General features: G+C 41.9%; 19 protein-coding genes. 6 read left to right on the forward strand and 13 right to left on the reverse strand.

Going from position 1 to position 23515, the window contains the following annotated elements:
* Positions 1 to 203: 203 nt before the first annotated feature.
* Positions 204 to 4130, reverse strand: coding sequence for a phosphoribosylformylglycinamidine synthase (gene purL, locus F0226_RS14810; RefSeq protein WP_171736357.1), 3927 nt, complete (start codon positions 4128 to 4130; stop codon positions 204 to 206).
* A gap of 327 nt (positions 4131 to 4457) precedes the next feature.
* Between purL and mltF the strand changes: the two genes are divergently transcribed.
* Both mltF and F0226_RS14820 read left to right on the forward strand, forming a co-directional pair.
* Positions 4458 to 6080, forward strand: coding sequence for a membrane-bound lytic murein transglycosylase MltF (gene mltF / locus F0226_RS14815; protein WP_171736358.1), 1623 nt, complete (start codon positions 4458 to 4460; stop codon positions 6078 to 6080).
* A gap of 271 nt (positions 6081 to 6351) precedes the next feature.
* The gene (locus tag F0226_RS14820; RefSeq protein ID WP_171736359.1) at positions 6352 to 6489 is read left to right on the forward strand and encodes a hypothetical protein; all 138 of its coding nucleotides are present in this window, start codon (positions 6352 to 6354) and stop codon (positions 6487 to 6489) included.
* Positions 6490 to 6499: 10 nt separating this feature from the next.
* Here the strand turns inward: F0226_RS14820 and tadA are convergent, their stop codons facing one another.
* The 6 genes from tadA to F0226_RS14850 form a co-directional block, all read right to left on the reverse strand.
* Positions 6500 to 7024: a tRNA adenosine(34) deaminase TadA gene (gene tadA, locus F0226_RS14825; RefSeq protein WP_171736360.1), complete on the reverse strand. Its 525-nt coding sequence runs from the start codon at positions 7022 to 7024 to the stop codon at positions 6500 to 6502.
* A 147-nt stretch (positions 7025 to 7171) separates the two neighbouring features.
* Positions 7172 to 8734 carry an AbgT family transporter gene (locus F0226_RS14830; protein ID WP_137374918.1) on the reverse strand — a complete coding sequence of 521 codons (1563 nt, stop codon included), beginning with the start codon at positions 8732 to 8734 and terminating at the stop codon, positions 7172 to 7174.
* Between the two features lie 274 nt (positions 8735 to 9008).
* Positions 9009 to 9419 carry a prepilin-type N-terminal cleavage/methylation domain-containing protein gene (locus F0226_RS14835; RefSeq protein WP_171736361.1) on the reverse strand — a complete coding sequence of 137 codons (411 nt, stop codon included), beginning with the start codon at positions 9417 to 9419 and terminating at the stop codon, positions 9009 to 9011.
* Positions 9409 to 10644: a hypothetical protein gene (locus tag F0226_RS14840; RefSeq protein ID WP_171736362.1), complete on the reverse strand. Its 1236-nt coding sequence runs from the start codon at positions 10642 to 10644 to the stop codon at positions 9409 to 9411. Before F0226_RS14840 ends, F0226_RS14835 begins: the two co-directional genes overlap by 11 nt.
* A complete protein-coding gene (locus F0226_RS14845) occupies positions 10641 to 11243 on the reverse strand; it encodes a pilus assembly protein PilW (RefSeq protein WP_171736363.1) in 603 nt (200 codons plus the stop codon). The genes F0226_RS14840 and F0226_RS14845 overlap by 4 nt, the downstream gene beginning before the upstream one ends.
* Positions 11221 to 11721 (reverse strand): GspH/FimT family pseudopilin, encoded by a 501-nt coding sequence (locus F0226_RS14850; RefSeq protein ID WP_171736364.1) that lies wholly within the window; start codon positions 11719 to 11721, stop codon positions 11221 to 11223. Before F0226_RS14850 ends, F0226_RS14845 begins: the two co-directional genes overlap by 23 nt.
* A gap of 102 nt (positions 11722 to 11823) precedes the next feature.
* On the opposite strand from F0226_RS14850, the gene F0226_RS14855 reads away from it, so the two are divergent.
* Positions 11824 to 12255 (forward strand): type IV pilin protein, encoded by a 432-nt coding sequence (locus F0226_RS14855; RefSeq protein WP_171736410.1) that lies wholly within the window; start codon positions 11824 to 11826, stop codon positions 12253 to 12255.
* Between the two features lie 148 nt (positions 12256 to 12403).
* Here the strand turns inward: F0226_RS14855 and dnaJ are convergent, their stop codons facing one another.
* The 5 genes from dnaJ to grpE all read right to left on the reverse strand — a co-directional run bounded on the left by dnaJ (position 12404) and on the right by grpE (position 19600).
* Positions 12404 to 13549 carry a molecular chaperone DnaJ gene (gene dnaJ, locus F0226_RS14860; protein ID WP_137374923.1) on the reverse strand — a complete coding sequence of 382 codons (1146 nt, stop codon included), beginning with the start codon at positions 13547 to 13549 and terminating at the stop codon, positions 12404 to 12406.
* A 242-nt stretch (positions 13550 to 13791) separates the two neighbouring features.
* Positions 13792 to 15705: a molecular chaperone DnaK gene (gene dnaK, locus F0226_RS14865; protein WP_171736365.1), complete on the reverse strand. Its 1914-nt coding sequence runs from the start codon at positions 15703 to 15705 to the stop codon at positions 13792 to 13794.
* Positions 15706 to 16091: 386 nt separating this feature from the next.
* Complete coding sequence (locus F0226_RS14870) at positions 16092 to 17129, reverse strand: polysaccharide lyase family 7 protein (protein ID WP_171736366.1); 1038 nt, start codon at positions 17127 to 17129, stop codon at positions 16092 to 16094.
* A 290-nt stretch (positions 17130 to 17419) separates the two neighbouring features.
* The gene (locus F0226_RS14875) at positions 17420 to 18694 is read right to left on the reverse strand and encodes a dicarboxylate/amino acid:cation symporter (RefSeq protein ID WP_137374925.1); all 1275 of its coding nucleotides are present in this window, start codon (positions 18692 to 18694) and stop codon (positions 17420 to 17422) included.
* A 324-nt stretch (positions 18695 to 19018) separates the two neighbouring features.
* Positions 19019 to 19600 carry a nucleotide exchange factor GrpE gene (gene grpE, locus F0226_RS14880; protein ID WP_171736367.1) on the reverse strand — a complete coding sequence of 194 codons (582 nt, stop codon included), beginning with the start codon at positions 19598 to 19600 and terminating at the stop codon, positions 19019 to 19021.
* A 143-nt stretch (positions 19601 to 19743) separates the two neighbouring features.
* Here grpE and nadK point away from each other — a divergent pair, with 143 nt between their 5' ends.
* The 3 genes from nadK (at position 19744) to bamE (ending at position 23152) form a co-directional block, all read left to right on the forward strand.
* The gene (gene nadK / locus F0226_RS14885) at positions 19744 to 20628 is read left to right on the forward strand and encodes an NAD(+) kinase (RefSeq protein ID WP_171736368.1); all 885 of its coding nucleotides are present in this window, start codon (positions 19744 to 19746) and stop codon (positions 20626 to 20628) included.
* Between the two features lie 325 nt (positions 20629 to 20953).
* A complete protein-coding gene (gene recN, locus F0226_RS14890) occupies positions 20954 to 22618 on the forward strand; it encodes a DNA repair protein RecN (protein WP_171736369.1) in 1665 nt (554 codons plus the stop codon).
* Positions 22619 to 22792: 174 nt separating this feature from the next.
* On the forward strand, positions 22793 to 23152 hold the full coding sequence (gene bamE, locus F0226_RS14895; RefSeq protein ID WP_171736370.1) for an outer membrane protein assembly factor BamE: 360 nt from the start codon (positions 22793 to 22795) through the stop codon (positions 23150 to 23152).
* A gap of 51 nt (positions 23153 to 23203) precedes the next feature.
* Here the strand turns inward: bamE and F0226_RS14900 are convergent, their stop codons facing one another.
* Complete coding sequence (locus F0226_RS14900) at positions 23204 to 23512, reverse strand: RnfH family protein (RefSeq protein WP_171736371.1); 309 nt, start codon at positions 23510 to 23512, stop codon at positions 23204 to 23206.
* Positions 23513 to 23515 lie beyond the last annotated feature (3 nt).

Raw genomic sequence — 23515 nt, forward strand, 5'->3', positions numbered from 1 at the left:
CTGTCTCTGTCTCTGTCTCTGTCTCTGTCTCTGTCTCTGTCTCTGTCTCTGTCTCTGTCTCTGTCTCTGTCTCTGTCTCTGTCTCTGTCTCTGTCTCTGTCTCTCACGAGTTAAAGCCTAGACAAAGAAAAAGGGCAATGCTTTTGCACTGCCCTTTAATACATTTTCTACTTTAAGTAGCTAACTTAATTAACCTATTACCATTAACCTATGTTTTTACGTGCGTTTTGGAACATACGCATCCAAGCACCATTTTCTCCCCAAGTTTCTGGAGCCCAAGAGTTTGCAACCGTACGGAATACACGCTCTGGGTGAGGCATCATAATCGTTACACGGCCGTCAGTCGTTGTTAGACCTGTAATAGCGTTTGGTGAACCATTAGGGTTATTCGGGTATTGCTGCGTTTGGTTACCATTGTTATCAACGTAACGTAGAGCAACTGTACCTGAGTTTTCAATCGCGTTTAGGTGGTCGTTGTCACGCACTTCTACGCGACCTTCGCCGTGAGAAACAGCGATTGGCATGCGAGAGCCTTCCATGCCGTTGAAGAATACAGAATCAGACTTCTGGACTTCAACTAGGCTGAAGCGAGCTTCAAAACGTTCAGATTCATTACGAACGAAACGAGGCCAGTACTCTGCACCCGGAATGAGTTCACGTAAGTTAGACAACATCTGACAGCCGTTACATACACCTAGAGAGAAGGTATCTTCACGCTTAAAGAAGTTTTCAAATTGGTCACGAGTAGAATCATTAAACAATACTGATTTCGCCCAACCCTCACCAGCGCCTAGTACGTCACCGTAAGAGAAGCCACCACAAGCCACAAGGCCGTTGTACTCTTCTAGTACCGCTTGACCCGTTAGGATGTCGCTCATGTGAATATCAGTTGCTTCGAAGCCTGCGCGGTCGAATGCTGCTGCCATTTCAACGTGAGAGTTAACACCTTGCTCACGTAGAATTGCCATCTTAGGTTTAGCGCCCTTATTAATATAAGGAGCTGCAATGTCTTCGTTCACATCGAAGCTTAGGCTAACGTTCAGACCTGGGTCTGAGTTGTCTTTCTTCGCTTCGTGTTCTTGATCAGCACACACTGGGTTATCACGCAGACCTTGCATCTTATGCGTAGTCTCAGCCCAGATAGTACGCAGTTCAGTACGGTTACGTTGGATTACAACGTCTGCGCCTGACTTAATCACTACTTCGTCTGATGCTTCCCCTTCACCAACAACGCTACCAATTACGTGTGAACATGCTTCTAGGCCGTTTGCAGAAAGTGTAGAAAGAACCGCATCTAAATCATCGTTACGAACTTGGATTACCGCACCTAGCTCTTCGTTGAAGAGTGCAGCTAGCGTATCTTCGCTGTTCTCTGATGCAGATAAAAGCGCCGCAATATCAGCATTAACACCACAGTGACCTGCGAACGCCATTTCAGCTAGTGTTACGAATAGACCACCATCGCCTTTATCGTGGTAAGCCACAACTTGGTCGTTCGATACAAGTGCTTGAACGCCTTCGTAGAAACCTTTTAACTGTGCTGCGTTGTCTACGTCTGCAGGCTTATCACCAAGCTGCTTGTAAACTTGTGCAAGCGCTGTTGCGCCCATACGGTTTTTGCCGTTACCTAGGTCGATAAGTACCAGTGACGTGTTGCCTTTGTCTGTACGCAATTGAGGAGTAATCGTCTTACGAACATCTTCAACACGTGCAAACGCAGTGATAACAAGAGATAGCGGAGATGTGACTTCTTTCTGCTCGCCGTTCTCTTCCCACTTAGTCTTCATCGACATTGAGTCTTTTCCTACCGGGATAGTAAGACCCAGTGCCGGACATAGTTCTTCACCGACGGCTTTAACCGCTTCGTAAAGGCCTGCATCTTCACCAGGGTGACCTGCTGGAGACATCCAGTTAGCTGACAATTTAATGTGTTTGATATCGCCGATGTTGGTCGCTGCGATGTTAGTGATTGCTTCACCAACCGCTAGACGAGCTGACGCGCCGAAATCTAGTAGTGCTACTGGCGTACGCTCACCAAGAGACATTGCCTCACCGTGGTAAGAGTCGTAACTTGCAGCTGTTACTGCACAGTTAGCAACTGGAACCTGCCATGGGCCAACCATTTGGTCACGAGCGACAAGACCTGTAACCGAGCGGTCACCGATAGTAATAAGGAATGTTTTCTCTGCCACTGTTGGTAGGCGAAGAATACGGTCAACCGCTTCGTTTAGTTCGATACCAGAACGGTCAATCGCAGGATTGTTTGCTTTTAGCGTCTTCGCGTCACGGTGCATCTTAGGTGTTTTACCTAATAGGATGTCCATTGGCATGTCGATTGGCGTATTGTCGAAGTGAGAATCTTCTAATTTAAGATCACGCTCTTCAGTTGCTTTACCAACCACTGCATATGGTGCGCGTTCACGTTTACAAATCGCGTCGAATGTTGCCATGTCTTTATCAGCAACCGCCATAACGTAACGCTCTTGAGATTCATTACACCAGATCTCAAGTGGGCTCATGCCCGGCTCATCGTTTGGTACGTCACGTAGGTTAAAGATACCGCCACGCTCGCCATCGTCGACTAGCTCAGGAAGTGCATTCGAGATACCGCCCGCGCCCACATCGTGGACGAATGCGATTGGGTTCGCATCACCAAGCTGCCAACAACGGTCGATAACTTCCTGACAACGACGTTCCATCTCTGGGTTTTCACGTTGTACAGAAGCAAAATCTAAGTCTTCAGAAGAAGAACCAGAATCCATTGAAGATGCAGCACCGCCACCAAGGCCGATGTTCATCGCAGGACCACCAAGAACGATCAGGCTTGCACCTACTGGGATCTCTTTCTTCTGAACATGATCATCACGGATATTACCTAGACCACCAGCCAACATGATTGGCTTGTGGTAACCACGTACTTCTTCACCTGCATGAGAGTTTACTTTTTCTTCGTAAGTACGGAAGTAACCTAATAGGTTGGGACGACCAAATTCGTTATTGAATGCTGCGCCACCAAGAGGACCTTCAAGCATGATATCCAAAGCAGTAACGATACGGCTCGGCTTACCAAAGTCAGTTTCCCAAGGTTGAACGAAGTTCGGGATCTTAAGGTTAGATACAGAGAAAGCAACCAGACCTGCTTTTGGCTTACCACCAATACCTGTCGCGCCTTCATCACGGATTTCACCGCCTGAACCTGTTGATGCGCCCGGCCATGGAGAGATTGCCGTTGGGTGGTTGTGCGTTTCAACTTTCATCAAGATGTGTGTTTTCTCTTGGTGGTAGTTGTACTGGCGAGTTTCTGGATCTGGGAAGAAACGACCCACTTCAGAACCTGTCATTACCGCTGCGTTATCTTTATAAGCAGACAGGACGTGCTCTGGTGTCGTTTCAAAGGTGTTCTTAATCATCTTGAACAATGATTTATCTTGTTTAACGCCATCGATAGTCCAATCAGCGTTAAAGATCTTGTGACGACAGTGCTCTGAGTTCGCTTGTGCAAACATCATTAGCTCGATGTCAGTCGGGTTACGACCTAGCTTTTCAGTGAAGCTTTCAAGAAGGTAATCAATTTCATCTTCTGCAAGCGCAAGACCTAGGGTAACGTTTGCTTGTTCAAGCGCTTTACGTCCGCCAGTTAATAGGTCAACTTCCGCATAAGGAGCAGGCTCAGCAACAGTAAATAGTGCCGCTGCCGATTCGAAGTCAGTGAAAACCACTTCCATCATACGGTCGTGCAGGATTGCTTTCAGCTCAACAAGTTGAAGCTCAGAAAGTTCAGAAGAAGTTTCAATGTAGAAAGCTGTACCGCGCTCTAGACGTGACACTTTAGCCAGTCCACAGTTATGTGCGATATCAGTTGATTTTGAAGACCAAGGCGAGATAGTGCCAGGGCGTGGCGTTGCAAGCAGCAATAAACCTTCAGGTTCATGCTCTTCAATCGTTGGACCGTAAGTCAGTAGCTTTTCTAGCTTCTCAACTTCAGACGCATCTAGGTCTGCTGTTAAATCAGCAAAGTGGGCAAACTCAGCGTAAATACCTGTAACAGGTAAGCTTAATTCACGACAAAGCTCTAAAAGCTTGTTAACACGAAACTCAGATAGAGCTGGGGAGCCACGCAAAATTCTCATGTGCTTAGGTCTCTTATGCAGTTGATTAAGGTGATATTGGAATAAATTCAGTCAGTTAAACAATTAATCAAACTAATTCTTCAACGCTATTTGCGCAGATAACCAAACCTATGCCGATTGCACCTCTTCAATGCGAGCGCATTATAAAGCATTTCTTTTTGTGACGTAACACCAAAAGCAACCGTTTGCGTTATTTTTTTCATTGATTGCTATAAACGGTGATTTTGTCGGTTAAAACATCACTTTTAACAATGTTTATTTAAAGCCACTTTGCCAGCCTCTCGGGGTTTGATATAAAGGAGGTTCTACCTTTCGAGATTTCATTTGATGCCAAAGTTTACTTCTTCTTTTTTCTCTAAATTGCTAATCCTAACGTTAAGTACCCTTGGGCTATTAGGTTGCCAGATTGAATCTGAACCTAAAAGTGTTCTTGATCAAATAAGAGAACGTGGCGTGCTTCGTGTTGGCACCCTCAATAATCAACTTTCCTACTACATTGGTCCCGATGGTCCAGCAGGTTTAGATTACGAACTGGCTCAAGAATTTGCGAGTCAACTTGGCGTAAAAATGGAAATCAAACCGGCATACCGCTTATCTGAACTATTTCCCGCCCTTAAAAAGGGGGAGATAGACATAATTGCAACGGGTTTAACGCAAAATTCTAATTTAACGAAATCCTTTAGAGCGACTCCCGCTTATTACTATGTCAGCCAGCAAGTGGTATATAAGAAAGGACAATGGCGACCTAGAAATTTAAAGCAATTAATTGAGTTTGAAAACAAACGCCAAGCAGAACATGTAACAGAAATCGAGCTAAACATATCGAGCAATCTAGTTGAAGACGAAATCAGTGGAGCGGAAGCTGTCGATCAAATCGAGATTATCCAACCTCTTTCACCTGCACTAGTCGTAGTGAAAGAATCTCATTTCGAACCGACTCTAAAAGAACTTCAAAAAGAACACAGCGATTTCATTTACCAAGCCGTAAATAATGCCGACATTAATGATCTCCTGAGAAATGTATCTAAAAATGAACTTCTATTTACTGTGGCAGATTCAGTTGAGCTATCTCTAGCACAGCGCTTATATCCAGACTTAGCCCTTGCCTTTGAGTTAACCGAAGATCAGCCAATTTCATGGTATTTAAATAAATCTGAAGATGAGAGTTTATATGCCCTACTCATTGAGTTTTTTGGTCATTATAAACAGTCAGGCCAGCTGGCAAGCTTAGAAGAGAAATACATCGGCCATATTGGGACTTTTGACTATGTCGATACGCGTGCGTTTATTCGAGCACTAGACAGTAAATTGCCGAAATGGTCTCCACTCTTCCAAAAATACTCTCAAGAATTTGATTGGCGAATGATCGCAGCTTTAGCCTACCAAGAGTCGCATTGGAACCCTGTTGCTAAGTCTCCGACAGGAGTTCGTGGGATGATGATGTTGACACTACCTACAGCAAAAAGTGTAGGCGTAACCAACAGGCTTGATCCTAAGCAGTCTGTGCAAGGTGGGGTTGAGTACTTAGGCCGAATTGTACGACGAGTGCCAGATTCCATTACTGAACATGAAAAGATATGGTTTGCTCTTGCCTCTTATAATGTCGGCTTTGGTCATATGATGGACGCTCGACGTTTAACTAAATCACAAGGAGCCAACCCTGATTCATGGGCAGACGTAAAAGAACGGCTCCCTCTTCTCAGACAGAAAAAATATTACAGCCAAACCCGCTATGGTTACGCTCGAGGTGATGAAGCACAAAATTACGTTGAGAATATACGACGTTATTACCAAAGCATCATAGGTCATGTTGATAAACAAGCATTAGCAGAGCAAGCTTTGGAAATGGACGATCTCGTTGTTATTGTTCCACAATTACCACTATCTTCAGCATCTGCAGCGCAACCCGCTAACGAATTAACTAACAGCCCGAATGAAACAGACAAGTAAGGGCTCGGGGAGTAATCAAGTTCTCTTACTTTCAAACAAGAGCACTCGCTGAAAAGTAGCGGTGCTCTGGCAAGTCACAAGGCTCTTTCTAAGGTTTCGACTTTTTCCAGCTTGCGAATTAAAAATTCAAGTAACCACGCCATATGTCATACTATGGTAATAAAATCGTTCTATAACCTCAGTCTATATACGCAAGCTCAAATAATGGCATTAACTATTACGAGTGTGTGAAAGTACTAACGGCAAAAGCAAAAATTGGGAGTTCGGCACCATGAAGTTAAGACATAGACTAAAACCAAAGCGCCTTGATAAAACGGTAGCAGCTAATCGTCGTAAACGTATGCTTGCAAACAATAAGAAGAAAATCATTTGGCGCAATCGTGCATTCATGCAAATGATCGTGGAATAGACTCGCTAAGTTAACGGCTTTCCTTCTCATCTAATGATCTTTCTTGCTTTCTTTTCTCTTTAATTTCTTTACGACGTCTTTTAAAGAAAGCCTGAAGCTGTTCACGACATTCATTCTCTAACAAACCACTGTCCACATCGGCATAGTGATAGGAAGCTTGGCTTTCAAATAAATTTAAAACGGTTCCAGCAGCACCCGATTTCAAATCAGGAGCACCAAATACAATTCGTTTAACGCGGCTATGAAGTAAGGCACCCGCGCACATAGGGCAAGGCTCTAAAGTGACATAGAGCGTTGTATCAAGCAGCCGATAGTTTTGAAGTGTTTGTCCTGCTTTACGAAGCGTTTCTACTTCTGCATGTGCCGTTGCATCATGACCACCTATCGAGCGATTCCACCCTTCGGAAATAATGCTTCCGTCTTTAACTAGAACAGCACCGACCGGGACTTCCCCCTCATCTTCGGCTTTTGAAGCAAGCTCAATAGCTCTGCGCATAAACAACTCATCTTGAGCAGTAAAGGTGTTCTCTGACAAGGCTTATTCCTCAAGTTTTCTTTATACGCGTAGATTAACGTGATCTTTTGAATATTCAATAAAAAAGCCCGTACATATCGGTACGGGCTTCATCAATTATTCGCTTAGTTTCATCCTTTCTTGATAATAATCAGAAAGAAATGCTACTTACATTGTGTAAGTGTAAGGAGCTTGAATACCCAGAGGGATACCTAAAGCCCAGTATGCTAGTAGGAAGATACTCCAACCGATTAGCATTGCGATCGAGAATGGCATCATCATAGAAGCAAGAGTACCAATACCTGTCGACTTAACGTAACGCTGACAGTAAACAACCACTAGCGGGAAGAATACCATTAGAGGTGAAATGATATTAGATACAGAATCACCTACACGGTAAGCCGCTTGAGAAAGCTCTGGAGAAATACCAACAACCATTAGCATCGGAACTAGGATAGGACCAATCAGTGCCCATTTCGCTGATGCCGAACCAACAAGTAAGTTAACAAATGCCGTTAGAAGAATCATACCTACAACAGTAGCTTCACCAGGAAGGTCCATTGCTTTCAGACCTTCCGCACCGTACAACGCTAGCATTGTACCGATGTTTGATTGACCGAATGCAGAAAGGAATTGTGCACAGAAGAACGACATTACAATGTAAGCACCCATTGTTGCCATTGTTTCTGACATTGCTTTGATTACATCATTACTGCTTTTAAACGTACCCGACACACGACCATAGACAATGCCTGGAATGATGAACAAGATGAAAATCAAAGGAACAATTGATTTCATGACTGGTGCAGAGAATGAAGTTAACTCACCTTCAGGAGAACGAAGCGCGGAGTTTTCAGGCATTAATGCCGCAATAAGCAGACCAATACCTGCAACCATTGCCCAACCAGCGTATCTAAATGCTTTTGCTTCAATGTCCGTAAACGTACCAAGGTCAGGAGCAGTTTCTGCATCTTCATCAATTGGAAGTTTAGCTAAACGTGGCTCAATGATTTTCTCAGTAACATACCAACCAATCGCAACAATTAAAATTGAAGATAGACCAGTAAAGAAGATATTCGCTAGAGGGTTAATCACATAAGCAGGGTCAAGAACATTTGCCGCTGTTTGTGTGAAGCCCGCGAGAAGAGGATCAATACCTGAAGGAATGAAGTTTGCAGAGAAACCACCAGATACACCAGCAAACGCTGCTGCGATACCCGCTAGAGGGTGACGACCCGCAGCATGGAAGATGATACCGCCAAGAGGAATAACGAGTACATAACCAGCATCAGCTGCAGTGTGAGATACAATAGCAACCAAAATTAGCATTGGTGTAAGAAGTTTAGCTGGCGTGAAGTTCAGCATCTTCTTAAGGCCAGTAGTAATGAAACCAGAAGAGTCAGCAACACCAACCCCTAACATAGCAACAAGTACGATACCTAATGGTGCAAATCCGGTAAACGTAGTTACCATGTTCGCAAGGAAGCTCGCAAGAGCTTCACCCGTTAATAGGTTATTAACTTCTAGAGCATCACCCGTTCGAGGGTTGATAAGATCGAATGAAACATTCGACAAAAGTGCAGATAATACCCATACAATAACTAACGCCCAGAAGAATAAGATTGCTGGATCTGGAATCTTATTACCTGCACGTTCAATGAAATTTAAAAAGCGGTCCATTCCACTGATTTTGCCAGTGTCCGGTGCTTGTTTTACGGCTTGGTTACTCATGGTAACTCCATATGTGATGTTGTTTTCTTTAGGTCTAATTAAAGTTATGACCACGACCTATTGGTTCACACATATTCTATTAAAACCACAATTAAAAAGCACAAGATTCCATCTATATTTCCATAAATGGAGACATATTTTGCAAAAACACCATAATGCAGTAACAATGTAAAAACAAAAAGAACACCATGCTGGATACATCATTTTAACTAGCACGTAAACAATGTCCGAGAAGAGCAAACTATCACGACATTGAAGTTATAAGCTCAAAGAATCAATCGAACTCGCTGTATTTAGAAACCATGGTTTGTAATTTGATTGATTGACTATTACCAAACCTGTCTTCCCAAGAGCTAGTGATTTGAATGGTTTTTAGTGCTCCAGATAAACTGTCCGCCACTGTCCAATCAAGTTGGTATTGAGCATGGGTGTGATCTAGACCATCAACAATATCCGTAGCAAAATCCGCAGGCGTTATACTCGATAAAGCGGCAGATGCACCACGAGTTCTAAACCACTCCAGCTTATTCTCAGCCAAATGCAGAGCTTCCACACTGTGAATAGCAAAGTCAGACTTTTGCTCAACATAAGTCTGCAATTTAATGAGCCCTAGAGAGCCTACTCCGATCAATAAAAATGAAATGAGTACTTCAATTAAGCTAAAGCCTTTTTGCTTATAAATCATTCCATGATCCTTTTTGCCATTGAATTTTCATAAATTCTTTTCTTGAATTATCGATCACATCTTTATTAAATCTAAAATCCAGTGAATCAAAGAACACAGCGGCTTGGTTCGGTGTATCGAAATACTGCCCACCAGATACAGTAAATGCACCATGCTGATAATAAGAGGCGATAGTTCGGTAACTTTCTTCGATAACACTCGGAACATGATTTAAATAGATATTTGCATCAAAGGACGCCCAATCCGCAGGTGTAGGTGAATAGTCCACATTAAAATGAAACAGCACACCTTTAAGTTTATTTGAAGTAGCCCCCGTAGAGGGTTTCCCCATAAAAGACATCAGCCCATCATGAATTAAAATAGTGACCCCATCAGTTGCAGCTGTAGCATCAACCAAATTGTTATATTGATCTTGAGTGACTTCGCAGCCTCCTTCAACCCATAAATGATGATTGCCTGCATTTATCTGTGTTGCCAAAACTTGCCCACAATTAGATAATATTTTTGGTGCCCCCCCACCATTAATAACAAAAAATGATCCTTCATCTCGTATCTCATTATGGTCTGCAGCAGGTACGCCAAAGAATGATTCGAATGGTTTTACATTAGGGTCATGATAAAAATCATCCCCCGTACCATTAGATAAATGATCATTACCAACTACATTTGAACAATCTGCACCTGAAGGATTATTAAAACTACTGTAAGGAGGCACACCATGAATAACTCCTTTATTATCAACAGAAGATGAATAAAACCTATTCCGATAACGTAATGCTACACACTCCCAACCATCACTACTTAAGGCACCAGGATCCGGTGTTGAAAACGTTGCACTTGAATAAAAGTAAACATCGGCACTCGATTGCATCGCACCAGAACTAAGTGAACCTCCAAATACGATATTTTTCTTCAAATGAGAATGCCCACTCACAGAGGATATTTGATAACCTGTTGGAATAACATTAAAAACAGGAGTGATTTGATTCTTCATTGAGCACACCGAAATTATAGGGGGAAGACTTCCTTCATTTTTAAACTGAGTGAAACCACATTCCAGACCTCCCTCTGCTTCCCAATGTTGCTTGCGTGCTTCAACTTCATTTTGCGCTCTTTTTATTTGGTAAAAAACAGAACGATAACTACCAAAAGTTAACATTAAAGCAGAGACCAGCAATACACTTGTTACAAGTAAAACAACTGCGCCTTGTTGATTTTTATTCATCGCCAATTCCTATTTTGTACAATCACGCTTGATGAATAGTTCACTGACGTATCTCCTACTAATTCTGCAGAGATCGTAATAGTTGTAATACCTGAACTAACCCCTTGAGATTCAATACTTGACTGGTTCGCATTAAAGTCAACTACTCGAATTTGATTAGGCTCAAAGATAGAAGAGCACCCACTAGTCGCCGCTGATATTGTTTTTACGATACTGGAGGGACTATCACAAACCTTGACCAAGCCTGAATCAAATACAAAAGCGACATTTCGGATCTCAGATTGATGAGCGTAAGCATATGCGACCGTTTTTGAGTCTGGAGAAATATATAAAGTATCAGTGGAGCCTGATAATTTTAGAGATACACCAGCACCTCCATCGTAGCCCGCACGCTGGATATCCTCTTTAAAGTATTGAAGAGCACCTGAAACTTGTTGTAATAATAGTAATTCTTTACTTCTCTCGGATGCGATGTTTTGTCCGGATATAAATACCGATCCCACGCTTCCAATAACTACAATTCCCAAAATGGAAGAGATCATAAATTCGACTAATGTTGCACCGAATTGTCCCCTCTTAAGTGCAGGTCTGATAACCATAAAAATTTCCCTCTACACCACAAATTCTCATTCTTCCAGAAGCACGATATGTTATGAGCTTTAAAGGCTTAGAGTTCATATCAAATAAAAGATGCCCATCTTTAGCCTTACCGTTTACTCCACTAAATTTAATTTGCTCAGAACTGTAGTTAACGGTGAAGTCTACGTTTCGAAATGAAATCCCTTCCATTGTAAGTATTGCCGTACCAGTATTTGGCACATCGAATTCGGTCAATTCAATTTTCCACTCACCGGTATCATTTGAGTTACCACTCATTAGAAAATGAGCCCAAAGATCTGTATTTCTCATGACCGCCTCAGATTTCGCCTGCATCATAAAACCATTCAACTCGGTAGCTAACCGTTGCATCTTCACCGTTTCCGAGACAGAGCTAAAACTTGGAGCAGCAACAGCCAATAATATTGAGAGCACTGATATGGTTATGAGTAGCTCTAAGAAGGTAAACCCGCGAGACATTTCCCAAATTCCTATGTAAACCGATACGTAACCGTATTTAATCTTGCAAGGATGCTATCACCGGAGAAAAATAGGCTGAATATAGAGAAGGAACTACTCGTGATGATTCGAAAAAATAAATGTAACAACAACAACTTAAGTCGCAAAGGAATGACATTGATCGAACTATTGATCGCAGTGGCTATTATTGGAGTGCTGACCGCTATTGCCTACCCAAGCTATACCGATCATGTAATTAAATCTCATAGAACGGCAGCATTAGCTGATATGGCAAAAATACAACTCACACTTGAACAGTCTTACAATGGTACATATAGCTGGGGAAGTATTATTTCAGGAGGGGCTTGTACTATGTGTGAATCACCAAGTGAACGCTACGTTTTTTCTGTCGCAAGTTCCAGCAGCATGGCATATACAATAACCGCTACCGCGCAGTCAACTAAAGGGCAAAGTGGAGATTCTTGCTTAGGCACTCCCAAAACAATGACGCTAAAATCTTCAGGTGAAGAATCCCCTCCTGATTGCTGGAAATAATAGGACCTAGCTTATAGAAGTTAATGTCTTTTTGATGAATAAAGAATGACTAGGACTAGGCATATACATAGCTACATTTTTAAGTAAACGAGAAGATCAAAAAAGCCTGCACACTGGCAGGCTTTTCAAATTTCAAACCACTATCTAATTACTTAGTTAGGTCATCAAAGAAGTTTTTAACACCGTTAAAAAAACCTTCAGATTTAGGCTTATGCTTATTGGCTGCTTCACCGCCACATGTCTCTTCAAACTCTTTTAGAAGTTCTTTCTGACGAGAGCTCAACTTCACTGGAGTTTCAATAACAAGCTTAACGATTAAATCACCAACGCCACCGCCACGAACGCCTTTAACACCTTTGCCACGCATACGGAACATACGACCGGTTTGCGTTTCTTCAGGCACTTTAAGGTTTACACGACCATCTAGTGTTGGAACTTCAACTTCACCACCCAATGCTGCCATAGCAAAGCTTACTGGCACTTCGCAGTAAAGGTTGTTGCCGTCACGTTCGAAGATGTGGTGCTCTTTAACATGAACTTGCACATACAAATCACCAGCTGGAGCGCCTTGCTCTCCCGCTTCACCTTCGCCAGATAAACGAATGCGATCGCCAGTGTCCACGCCAGCAGGGATCTTAACGTTAAGCGTTTTAGTCTTTTGCTTGCGACCTTGTCCATGACAAGAGTTACAAGGGTCTTTAATGATTTTGCCTTTACCGTTACATGTTGGACATGTTTGTTGTACAGCAAAGAAACCTTGACGCATTTGAACTTGACCGTGACCGTGACAGGTTCCACATGTTTGTGCAGATGAGCCTTTTTTCGCTCCGCTGCCATCACATGTATCACACTCAACAAGGGTCGGTACTTCGATTTCTTTAGAAACACCACGAACCGCTTCTTCTAGCGTTAATTCCATGTTGTAACGTAAATCAGAACCACGTTGTGCACGTTGCTGACCGCCACCACGGCGACCACCACCGAAGATATCACCAAAAACATCACCAAAGATGTCGCCGAAATCACCTTGACCGCCGCCGTAGCCACCGCCACCACCCATTCCGCCTTGTTCAAAAGCAGCATGACCATATTGGTCGTAAGCGGCTTTCTTTTGCGAATCGGTTAAGATTTCGTACGCTAATTTTACTTCTTTAAACTTATCGGCTGCGCTCTCGTCACCCTGATTACGGTCTGGGTGGAATTTCATTGCTAAGCGCTTATACGCTTTTTTAATATCACGCTCTGATGCATCGCGGCTAACGCCTAATACTTCGTAAAAATCACGTTTTGACATGTTTTAAGTCACCAAATTATTGCTACCATATCGCATTTAATACTCACTATTGGTTAGTAAGCTATCACTACAATCGGCGGTTTATGTATCAATCTAGATAAAGGTTCGAGATTCGAAATTCGAGAGCCATTATCTAGATCGACAAGCTAATTACAAATATGCGGGCGTAAGAGTTACCTCTGACGCCCGCAAAAATATTCATGAAGAAAAGGAGCTGTTAAAAGCCCCTTAATCAATAAGAATTACTTCTTATCTTCTTTTACTTCTTCAAATTCAGCGTCAACAACATCGTCGTCTTGCTTCGGTTGCTCACCAGCGTCAGCACCAGCTTGTTCTGCTTGAGCTTTCTGTTGAGCAATTTCCATTAGCTTTTGAGCAGCTTGCATAAGTTCTTGAACTTTAGCGTCGATAGCTTCTTTATCATCACCAGACTTAACTTCTTCTAGTGCTGTAATTGCCGCTTCGATCTTCTCTTTCTCGTCTGCAGGTAGAGCTTCACCAGCTTCTTCTACTTGCTTCTTAGTGCCGTGGATCATTTGGTCAGCTTGGTTACGAACTGTTACTAACTCTTCGAACTTTTTGTCCGCTTCTTTATTAGCTTCAGCTTCTTGTACCATTGCTTCGATCTCTTCCTCAGACAAACCGCCTGATGCTTGGATAGTGATCTTCTGCTCTTTACCTGTCGCTTTATCTTTTGCAGATACGTTCAGGATACCATCAGCATCTAGGTCGAATGTTACTTCGATTTGTGGCATGCCACGTGGTGCTGGTTGGATACCTTCTAGGTTGAACTGACCAAGAGACTTGTTGTAAGTCGCTTGCTTACGCTCACCTTGAAGAACGTGGATAGTTACTGCGTTTTGGTTGTCTTCAGCTGTAGAGAACGTTTGATCCGCTTTAGTAGGGATAGTCGTGTTTTTCTCGATTAGCTTAGTCATTACGCCGCCCATCGTTTCGATACCGAAAGATAGAGGAGTAACGTCTAGAAGAAGAACGTCTTTAACTTCACCAGCTAGTACACCACCTTGAACAGCAGCACCCATTGCAACAGCTTCGTCTGGGTTCACGTCTTTACGTGGCTCTTTACCGAAGAATTCAGTTACTTTAGCTTGAACCATAGGCATACGAGTCTGACCACCAACTAGGATAACGTCAGTGATTTCGCCTACAGATAGGTCAGCATCTGCTAGAGCAACTTTAAGTGGCTCAAGAGAACGTTGAACTAAGTCTTCAACTAGAGACTCAAGCTTCGCACGAGTCACTTTGATGTTCATGTGCTTAGGACCAGTCGCATCAGCAGTAACGTAAGGTAGGTTTACGTCTGTTTGAGTAGTAGAAGAAAGCTCAATTTTCGCTTTTTCTGCTGCTTCTTTAACACGCTGCATAGCTAGTGGATCAGCTTTAAGGTCGATACCTTGCTCTTTCTTGAACTCATCTACTAGGTAGTTGATCATGCGGTTATCGAAATCTTCACCACCTAGGTGAGTATCACCGTTAGTTGAAAGAACTTCGAAAGTTTTCTCGCCTTCTACTTCATCGATTTCGATGATAGAGATATCGAATGTACCACCACCAAGGTCGTATACAGCGATAGTGCGGTCGCCGCCTTTCTTGTCTAAACCGTAAGCTAGAGCTGCAGCCGTTGGTTCGTTGATGATACGTTTAACATCAAGACCAGCGATACGACCAGCATCTTTCGTTGCTTGACGCTGTGCATCGTTGAAGTAAGCAGGAACAGTAACTACTGCACCAGTTACTTCTTCGCCAAGGAAGTCTTCAGCTGTTTTCTTCATTTTCTTAAGAACTTCAGCAGATACTTGAGGAGCAGCCATTTTTTGGCCTTGCGCTTCAACCCATGCATCACCGTTATCAGCTTTAACAATGTTAAAAGGCATGATTTCGATATCGCGCTGTACTTCTTCATCTTCAAAACGACGACCGATTAAACGCTTAATAGCGTATAACGTGTTTTGAGGGTTAGTCACCGCTTGACGCTTCGCTGGTTGACCAACTAGTGTTTCGCCGTCTGTATATGCGATTACAGATGCTGTTGTGCGTTCGCCTTCAGCATTTTCTAGTACGCGTGGTGCGTCGCCGTCTAAAACAGCAACACAAGAGTTAGTAGTACCTAAATCAATACCAATGATTCGACCCATCAGGCTATCTCCGAATAAATTCTATTTAGTTTTTGCTATACCCACTATGTGGGGGATGGTAATCAGGGATTCAACCCTAATACACAAAATTAAAGTGCAAATGTATTTTGCTTTCGTATGCACCATAGATAGGGGCTGCAAACTGGTTTTCAAGGGAATAAGTAAAAAAAAACGCATTTTTCATGCTTCTTTTTACTTATCGATGAAAAATAGGTTATCCCTTACAGGTTAAGGCTTGAAGGTTAGAGATTCGAAAGTTCAACATCCATAAAGTAAATGCCTGATATATCCTGCCCATATAAAAAAAAGACCTCCACAAAGAAGGTCTTTTTCAAATAGATGTTAATCAAATAGATATTGATAAAATGATTATTGATTCGCCAATATTATTGATTGAGAGTTAACTGATAGAAACTTGCTTGGGTGTAATCTCCCGCTTCCATACCACGCCATTCACAGGCTGAACTCGATTTTTTAGTATTACATTGGTTATAAGCGCCAGCTTTGAAATACATCCAGTCTTGACCATATCCAAGATCGACATCATGCCCTTGGTATTTGCCTTTAGCTAAATCAACATCGTAAGTCTTAACAACTGGATCCGCTGAGTTAGGATTTTTAGTAAACGTTAAATGCATAATGTTGTCTTTAATGTCTACATCATATGAGAAAACTTCACCAAGCTTAATACCATCACTAGGATCTGTGCTGCCTTTCTTTAGATTGTATTGTCCAAACACATCATGACGAATATCTTTACGCAGCTTTTTACCATTTTCGTCTTTGGCATTTTTAAGTTCTTTTGGAGGGTTTAATTCATAATTCCAAGTCAAAGAACCGTGCTCATGCTCAGGTAATTTACGGTAAACAATTTTTAATGGCTCATTATCTGAACCATGAATTTGACCGATCACCACAGAGAACGCGCCTGTCTTCTTATAATTTCCGCTAGTACTCACTTGGTCAACAGAAAGTGTCGCTGTCATTTGTCCGCCGATAGAACCAAACTCTTCAGCATTCTTATGGCTAGAGATCGCAAAGTTATTGCTCGGTGCTGAGTAGCTATCTGCCAGCATTGCTCGTAGTTCACTACGTGTATTCTTACTATTTGGTGTTGTTGGTGCTGTATTCGGAGCAACAAAAACCATCGCGCCAGATTCTGCATCTGTATAGAACCATTTAGGGTGAACATAAGGCGTTTCTACATTCGACAGTTCTTTCTTACCTATCTCTAGTGTTTTTCCTTTTCTAGAACCTTCAGTGGTCAGCTCTGGTAAATTAATTTTCCACTTTGATAAGTCGAAGTTTTGAGCTGGGGCTTTCGCCGGATCAAGGTCAAACTGTTGACCAACATCGAGATTAGAAGCAATTGCAGGAGCAGCTAAAAGACCAGCAGTCAGTAGGCTAAGGTAAGACAACTTCATTATTGGGTTTCCTTTATGTCGTCAGAATGTAGGTTGTCAAAGAATATAAAATACTATTGTAGTATTATATGTGATCAAGGTTAAATATTGAAAATAGATGATCTATCCCTATCCAAGTAACGATAAAAAGTGAGATCTAAAACCAAACTTGGCACTTATTTTCAACCATCATATTAAGTACCCACGAACTGTTATTACTTAATAATAAATATTACAGGCACAAAAAAGCCCCGCTCTATTTGAGCGAGGCTTCCAGTTATCAAGCTTTAGTTAAAACTTAAAATTAAAACTTAAGCTTCTGCATTTTTAAGTTCAGCGCCTTCTTCTTTCTCCACGCCAATCTCATTTTCAGATTTCGCTACGATAGTGTTTACCGCAGTGTCACCAACAACGTTTGAAGATGTACAGAACATGTCACAAATACGGTCAACAGCAGCAACAATCGCTAGACCTTCTGGCGGTAAGCCTAGTTGGTGTAATAGAACACCGACCATAACAACACCACCACCAGGAACACCACCAGCACCAATAGATAGAAGAAGGATAGTTAGACCCAGAGTAAAGATATCAGCAGTGTTGATTGGCTGACCAAATGCGTTTGCTACGAACATAGTTGCTAGTGCGATGTAGATAGAGACACCTGACATGTTCATCGTTGCACCAAGCGGTACACCAAAACCAGCTACTGATTTAGATACGTTCAGTTTATCCGTTAGAGTACGCATTGTTACTGGAATTGTAGCGTTCGAACTTGCAGTAGAAAGTGAGAAAAGAACTTGCTCACGTGTTGCACGTAGGAATTGCTTTGGTGAAATACCAGTGAAAGAACCAACCATCATTGGATAGAAGAAGAAAATCCAGAATACTAGCATTGCAACAACAAGCGCAACGTAACCCGCAACCGACATTAAGGTATCAGCATCAAGTGTCGCACCTAGTTGAATCATAAGCGCAAATACACCGTATGGCGCTAGGCTCATCACTAGACCAATTAGCTTCATCATGATTTCGTTAGCCATCTTGAATGTCTTGATAGCAGGACCGCCACGAGAATCAAGCGCCTGAATAGCAAGACCTGTCAAAATTGCCATGAAGATGATTTGTAGCATATCGCCGCTTGCAAACGCTTGAACAGGGTTGCTTGGAACGATATTAACAACAAGAGAGAAGATGTCTGGCGTTTCTGTTGTAGTCAGCGCAATAGTTTCAGAAACCGTACCTGCAAGGTTTGCACCTGCACCAGGTTGGAAAATCAGACCAATCGTTAAAGCAGCTGAGATCGCGATGATGGTGTTAATAATGTAAAGAGCAAAGGTTTTACCACCTAGACGACCAAATGAACGAATGTCTTTCAGTTCAACAATACCGCAAACAATCGATACGTATACCAATGGAACAACAAGAAGTTTAATCAGCGATACAAACATACCACCAGCACCTTCTGCAGCGCCGAGTAGGTAAGTGTCAAAGATTGCAATGCCGCTAAATAGATACTGAATCGCAGTACCAATAAGTAGGCCAGCAAACAAGCCTACAAAAATCTTACTTGAGAGCGATTTATCCATCGTTCTTCTCCAGTCTGTTATGTTTGAAAAATGTGTTTTTATAGTTATATATGCGAGTCAAACCGCTATATTGCAGAGGATTTTACATACAGAAATAACAATTAAAAGCATTATTTTACAAAATAATTACAACTGTGACATTGAAGCATTTAATCAAAAACAATCAGTTTCATAAAATAAAACACTAAATAATTGAAAAACCGCATTTTAAAGGAATGAGCAACCATAAAATTAGAACATGCTTATTTAATAAGGTATCTAGCGTATAGGCATAAAAAAAAGAGAGGCATATGCCTCTCTTTTAGTATCGATTTTGCTAGTGGTTTATTTTGCAACCATAACCATCGCAGGACGAACAACTCGACCATTTAGCTCATAGCCTTTTTGCATCACGAACATAACTGTGTTTGCTTCATGATCTGGGCTTTCTTGAATCGACATTGCTTGGTGAAATTCAGGATTGAAAACTTCACCTTCAGGGTTGATCTCTTTAAGACCAAACTTAGATACAGTATCAACAAAAGTTTTATGCGTTAGCTCAACACCTTCAAGGATTGGCTTAACCGCGTCATTTTCTGTATCAGCAGCTTGGATAGCGCGCTCTAGGTTATCGATAACCGGAAGTAAACCTTCAGCAAATTTGTTCAAAGCGAATTTACGCGCCTTATCAACTTCTTGCTCACTACGACGACGCATGTTTTCAACTTCAGCTTTCGCGCGAAGAACAGAATCTTGCTGCTCCTTCACTTTAGATTCGCTAGAAAGCAGTGCTGCTTCCAGTTGAGCAATTTTTGCTTCCTGCTCATCAGCAGCGTCTTCATTCAGTTCAGCTTCTTCCACTTTCTCAGCTTCAGCAATGATCTGATCTAGCTCTGCTTCGGTTACTTTGTTTTCTTCGTTGCTCATGATATCTCCAGAATTCGTTTTCAATGCAAGTGACAGGCGTTTTTGCGCCCCAAATTGATATAAAACACTCGCATAGACGTTCAACTTGCCTTTATTATGGGGATGAAGAATTTTGATTCAAGCCTAATTCGTTTGGAAACGTTATGAAAAAGCCATTTGAAGTCATCGCCATTATCGGTAAACCTCGAGATCAGCAAGCAATTCAGACTCATAGAGAGCTCTATCAGTGGTTAAGTACTGAAGGTTATCAAGTATTTGTTGATGACCGACTTGCGAGTATTTTAGACGATATCCCACAAGAACACTTTTCTAGCCTCATTGAGCTGGGCAAACGCGCCGATCTTGCGATAGTTGTTGGTGGTGACGGAAATATGCTCGGGGCCGCTCGTATCCTATCGCGTTTCGATATATCAGTGATCGGTGTTAACCGAGGTAACCTAGGTTTCCTTACCGACTTAAACCCTGAAAACTTCCAAGAGTCGCTGACCGATGTATTGAAAGGCGAATTTATGGAAGAAGAACGCTTTCTACTTGAAACCGAAATACACCGACACGGTCAAATAAAAAGTCATAATGCCTCCCTCAACGAAGCCGTGTTACACCCTGGGCAAGTCGCACATATGATCGAATTTGAGGTATACATTGATGATAGCTTTGCATTTTCTCAGCGCTCTGATGGTTTAATAGTTTCAACACCTACGGGTTCTACCGCGTACTCACTATCAGGTGGTGGTCCAATTTTATCTTCAAGTTTGAATGCTATCTCATTAGTACCGATGTTTCCGCATACACTCTCCAGCCGACCTCTTGTAGTCGATGGAAAGCGCCGCATCAAGCTTATCGTTTCACCTGATAATCGTGGTACTCAAGAAATCAGCTGTGATGGTCAAATCTCGCTCCCGGTTTCCCCAGGCGATGAAATTCACATTTACCAAAGCCCAAATGTACTCAAGCTTATCCACCCAAAAGACTATAATTACTATCACGTTCTCCGTAACAAGCTAGGCTGGTCGAGCAAGCTGTTCTAAACCAATAGACTGCTTTCAGCGAATAACGAATAACGAATAACGAATAACGAATAACGAATAATTTAAACAAGGTTGGCTAAGTTCGGTCAGCCTTTTTTATTACCTATAGAACTCTCATCAAATCAATACTTATCCTTACGTCCTGTATCAAGATCCCTTCATTGGAAACGAGTTAATCAGGAATCTATAGTAGTTTCAGTGCTCTATAGAGAACTCCAATTCTGATGACTATCACAAAAAATTTTCAACCGTTGACTTTACTGTATAAAGAAACAGTATATACTGAGCTTATATACAGTATTGTTCAGTTATACAGGTAAATAAAATGCTGGCTCATTTAAGTGTTAATAATTTTGCTATTGTTAAGTCTTTACAGCTAGAACTTTCTAAAGGCATGACAACAATTACCGGAGAAACCGGTGCAGGTAAATCTATTGCAATTGATGCATTAGGTTTGTGTCTTGGAGGAAGAGCTGATGCAGGAATGGTTAGGCAAGGTGAAGATAAAACCGAAGTCAGCGCTGCATTTTTACTCGAAAACAACTTACATGCGACTCGCTGGCTAGAAGATAATGATCTTCTCGATGGTGGTGAATGTATTTTACGTCGAACAATTTCAAAAGAAGGTCGCTCAAGGGCTTTCATCAATGGTAGCCCTGTGCCTTTAGCTCAGCTCAAATCTCTAGGACAATGCTTAATCAATATTCATGGTCAGCATGCACACCATCAACTAATGAAAGGTGACTACCAAATGGCTATGCTTGATCAATATGCAGGTCATTTCAACCTTCTCAAATCTACCCGCTTGGCTTACCAAACTTGGCGTCAGGCTGATAACTATCTGAAACAACTTCTTGAAAATAGCCAACAAAACCAAGCTCAAAAACAGCTGCTTGAATATCAAATAAAAGAGTTTAATGAACTATCAATCAATGAAGAAGAGTTTACGGAGTTAGAACAGGAACATAAGCGCCTTTCTAATAGTGGTGAGCTAGCTTCTACTTGCCAGCAAGCAATTGAGTTGATTTATGAAGGTGAGAATGTAAATGCACTAAGCATCTTACAGTCAGCAAACCAATCATTGCTAGAATTAGCTGAGTTAGATGAAAGACTCGTTGAACTTCCGAATTTACTTGCTGAAGCCATTATTCAAATCGAAGAAACCAACAGTGAACTCAGAACGTATTTAGATAGTATCGATGTTGACCCAGCTCGTATGGCATATGTCGAAGAACGTTATTCTAAAATCATGTCTATGGCTCGTAAGCACCAAGTATTGCCTGAAGATCTATACCAACACCACCAAGACCTATTGCAACAAATTGAAAGCTTAGATTGCTCTGACGAAAAACTTGAAGAGCTTGCTCAAGATGTCGAATTGCAGTACCAAGCGTTCGTCGTAAAAGCTGAAAAACTGCATAAATCACGAACTCGATATGCTAAAGAACTCAATAAGCTAATTACGCAAAGCATGCATGAACTCAGCATGGAGAAAGCACAATTTGAAATACAGGTGAGCAATACCAACACACACCCTTCACCTTTAGGTATGGATAGTGTGACTTTTGTGGTTTCAACCAACCCAGGTCAACCAATGCAACCTATCGCAAAGGTGGCTTCAGGTGGTGAACTTTCGCGAATCTCACTTGCTATACAAGTTATTACTGCACAAAAAGTTGATACCCCTAGCCTCATTTTTGATGAAGTAGATGTAGGCATTAGCGGCCCGACAGCTGCTGTAGTCGGTAAAATGTTACGCACTCTAGGGGAATCAACCCAAGTGATGTGTGTGACTCACTTACCTCAGGTTGCAGGTTGCGGTCACCAACAGCTGTTTGTTGCCAAAAGCACCAAAGCTGGAAAAACAGAAACACAGATGCGCACACTAGATGAACAGCAGCGCATTTCAGAGCTGGCACGCCTGCTTGGGGGAAGCCAAATTACAGAATCTACGCTCGCGAATGCAAAAGAACTATTGATTGCAGCATAGTATTTGGTGTTGAAAACATACTTTCATTCTCAATCGAGTCTAATTTGTTCATAAAATTTGCAACTTAATTCAAATTTGCTAGTCATAACTAGCTCAATACGCAAGGAGCTTTTTACTTCTTGCGAGAGCTTGTTTATTATCAGGCTGTATTTTAGCGAATTAAGATCTCAAACTATGCGAATTAAAAAGTGGCTAGTCGCCGTTCCACTAGCTCTCACAATGTTGACGGGTTGTTCTGTACTAGAAAAATTGGTTTATCGTATTGATATAAACCAAGGTAACTATGTTGAGCAAGATGCCGTAAACCAACTCAAGTTTGGTATGACCAAAACTCAAGTTCGTTATGTTATGGGCTCACCAATGTTGATTGAAAATGGCTTCCCTGATACTTGGTATTATATTTACCATCATACTGAAGGGCATAACGACTCCATCCAAAAGAACCTTATTGTTGATTTCAACGCTGACGGCACATTAGTCGCTGTAGCGGGTGACTTTGAAAGTGGTGATGAGTTTTTCGAAAGTCTACGATAAATATAAATAAAGCTCGCCACTGGCGAGCTTTATTTTAAATGTCTTAATAAATTATTTTGCGGCGGCTTTCTTAGCTTGCTCTGCACGTTTCCTGCGAATCTCTTTTGGGTCAGCAAGTAAAGGTCTGTATATCTCAATACGATCTTTATCTCTAACAGTCGCATCTAACTTAACATTTCGGCTAAACACTCCCACTTTATTTTTAGCGAGATCAATCTCAGGGTAAAGTTCCAACACACCAGATTGCTCAATAATATCGCTAACATTAGTGTTCTTATTCACCACTAAAGTAAAAACGCGCTGTTCCAGAGGAAGCGCATAAACCACTTCTACATGGATCATGTCTGATTCAATTGTCATGGC

The sequence above is a fragment of the Vibrio sp. 99-70-13A1 genome (genome assembly GCF_013114625.1).
Lineage (GTDB): Bacteria > Pseudomonadota > Gammaproteobacteria > Enterobacterales > Vibrionaceae > Vibrio.

What these genes read in the sequence shown, in the direction of transcription:
- F0226_RS14900 (WP_171736371.1), bottom strand. Translation starts at nt 23,512, where the DNA reads ATGACAATTGAATCAGACATGATCCATGTAGAAGTGGTTTATGCGCTT.
- grpE (WP_171736367.1), bottom strand. Translation starts at nt 19,600, where the DNA reads ATGAGCAACGAAGAAAACAAAGTAACCGAAGCAGAGCTAGATCAGATC.
- F0226_RS14845 (WP_171736363.1), bottom strand. Translation starts at nt 11,243, where the DNA reads ATGGTTATCAGACCTGCACTTAAGAGGGGACAATTCGGTGCAACATTA.
- nadK (WP_171736368.1), top strand. Translation starts at nt 19,744, where the DNA reads ATGAAAAAGCCATTTGAAGTCATCGCCATTATCGGTAAACCTCGAGAT.
- F0226_RS14835 (WP_171736361.1), bottom strand. Translation starts at nt 9,419, where the DNA reads ATGATTTATAAGCAAAAAGGCTTTAGCTTAATTGAAGTACTCATTTCA.
- F0226_RS14875 (WP_137374925.1), bottom strand. Translation starts at nt 18,694, where the DNA reads ATGGATAAATCGCTCTCAAGTAAGATTTTTGTAGGCTTGTTTGCTGGC.
- F0226_RS14830 (WP_137374918.1), bottom strand. Translation starts at nt 8,734, where the DNA reads ATGAGTAACCAAGCCGTAAAACAAGCACCGGACACTGGCAAAATCAGT.
- mltF (WP_171736358.1), top strand. Translation starts at nt 4,458, where the DNA reads ATGCCAAAGTTTACTTCTTCTTTTTTCTCTAAATTGCTAATCCTAACG.
- F0226_RS14820 (WP_171736359.1), top strand. Translation starts at nt 6,352, where the DNA reads ATGAAGTTAAGACATAGACTAAAACCAAAGCGCCTTGATAAAACGGTA.
- F0226_RS14855 (WP_171736410.1), top strand. Translation starts at nt 11,824, where the DNA reads ATGATTCGAAAAAATAAATGTAACAACAACAACTTAAGTCGCAAAGGA.
- dnaK (WP_171736365.1), bottom strand. Translation starts at nt 15,705, where the DNA reads ATGGGTCGAATCATTGGTATTGATTTAGGTACTACTAACTCTTGTGTT.
- recN (WP_171736369.1), top strand. Translation starts at nt 20,954, where the DNA reads ATGCTGGCTCATTTAAGTGTTAATAATTTTGCTATTGTTAAGTCTTTA.
- F0226_RS14840 (WP_171736362.1), bottom strand. Translation starts at nt 10,644, where the DNA reads ATGAATAAAAATCAACAAGGCGCAGTTGTTTTACTTGTAACAAGTGTA.
- bamE (WP_171736370.1), top strand. Translation starts at nt 22,793, where the DNA reads ATGCGAATTAAAAAGTGGCTAGTCGCCGTTCCACTAGCTCTCACAATG.
- F0226_RS14870 (WP_171736366.1), bottom strand. Translation starts at nt 17,129, where the DNA reads ATGAAGTTGTCTTACCTTAGCCTACTGACTGCTGGTCTTTTAGCTGCT.
- dnaJ (WP_137374923.1), bottom strand. Translation starts at nt 13,549, where the DNA reads ATGTCAAAACGTGATTTTTACGAAGTATTAGGCGTTAGCCGCGATGCA.
- F0226_RS14850 (WP_171736364.1), bottom strand. Translation starts at nt 11,721, where the DNA reads ATGTCTCGCGGGTTTACCTTCTTAGAGCTACTCATAACCATATCAGTG.
- purL (WP_171736357.1), bottom strand. Translation starts at nt 4,130, where the DNA reads ATGAGAATTTTGCGTGGCTCCCCAGCTCTATCTGAGTTTCGTGTTAAC.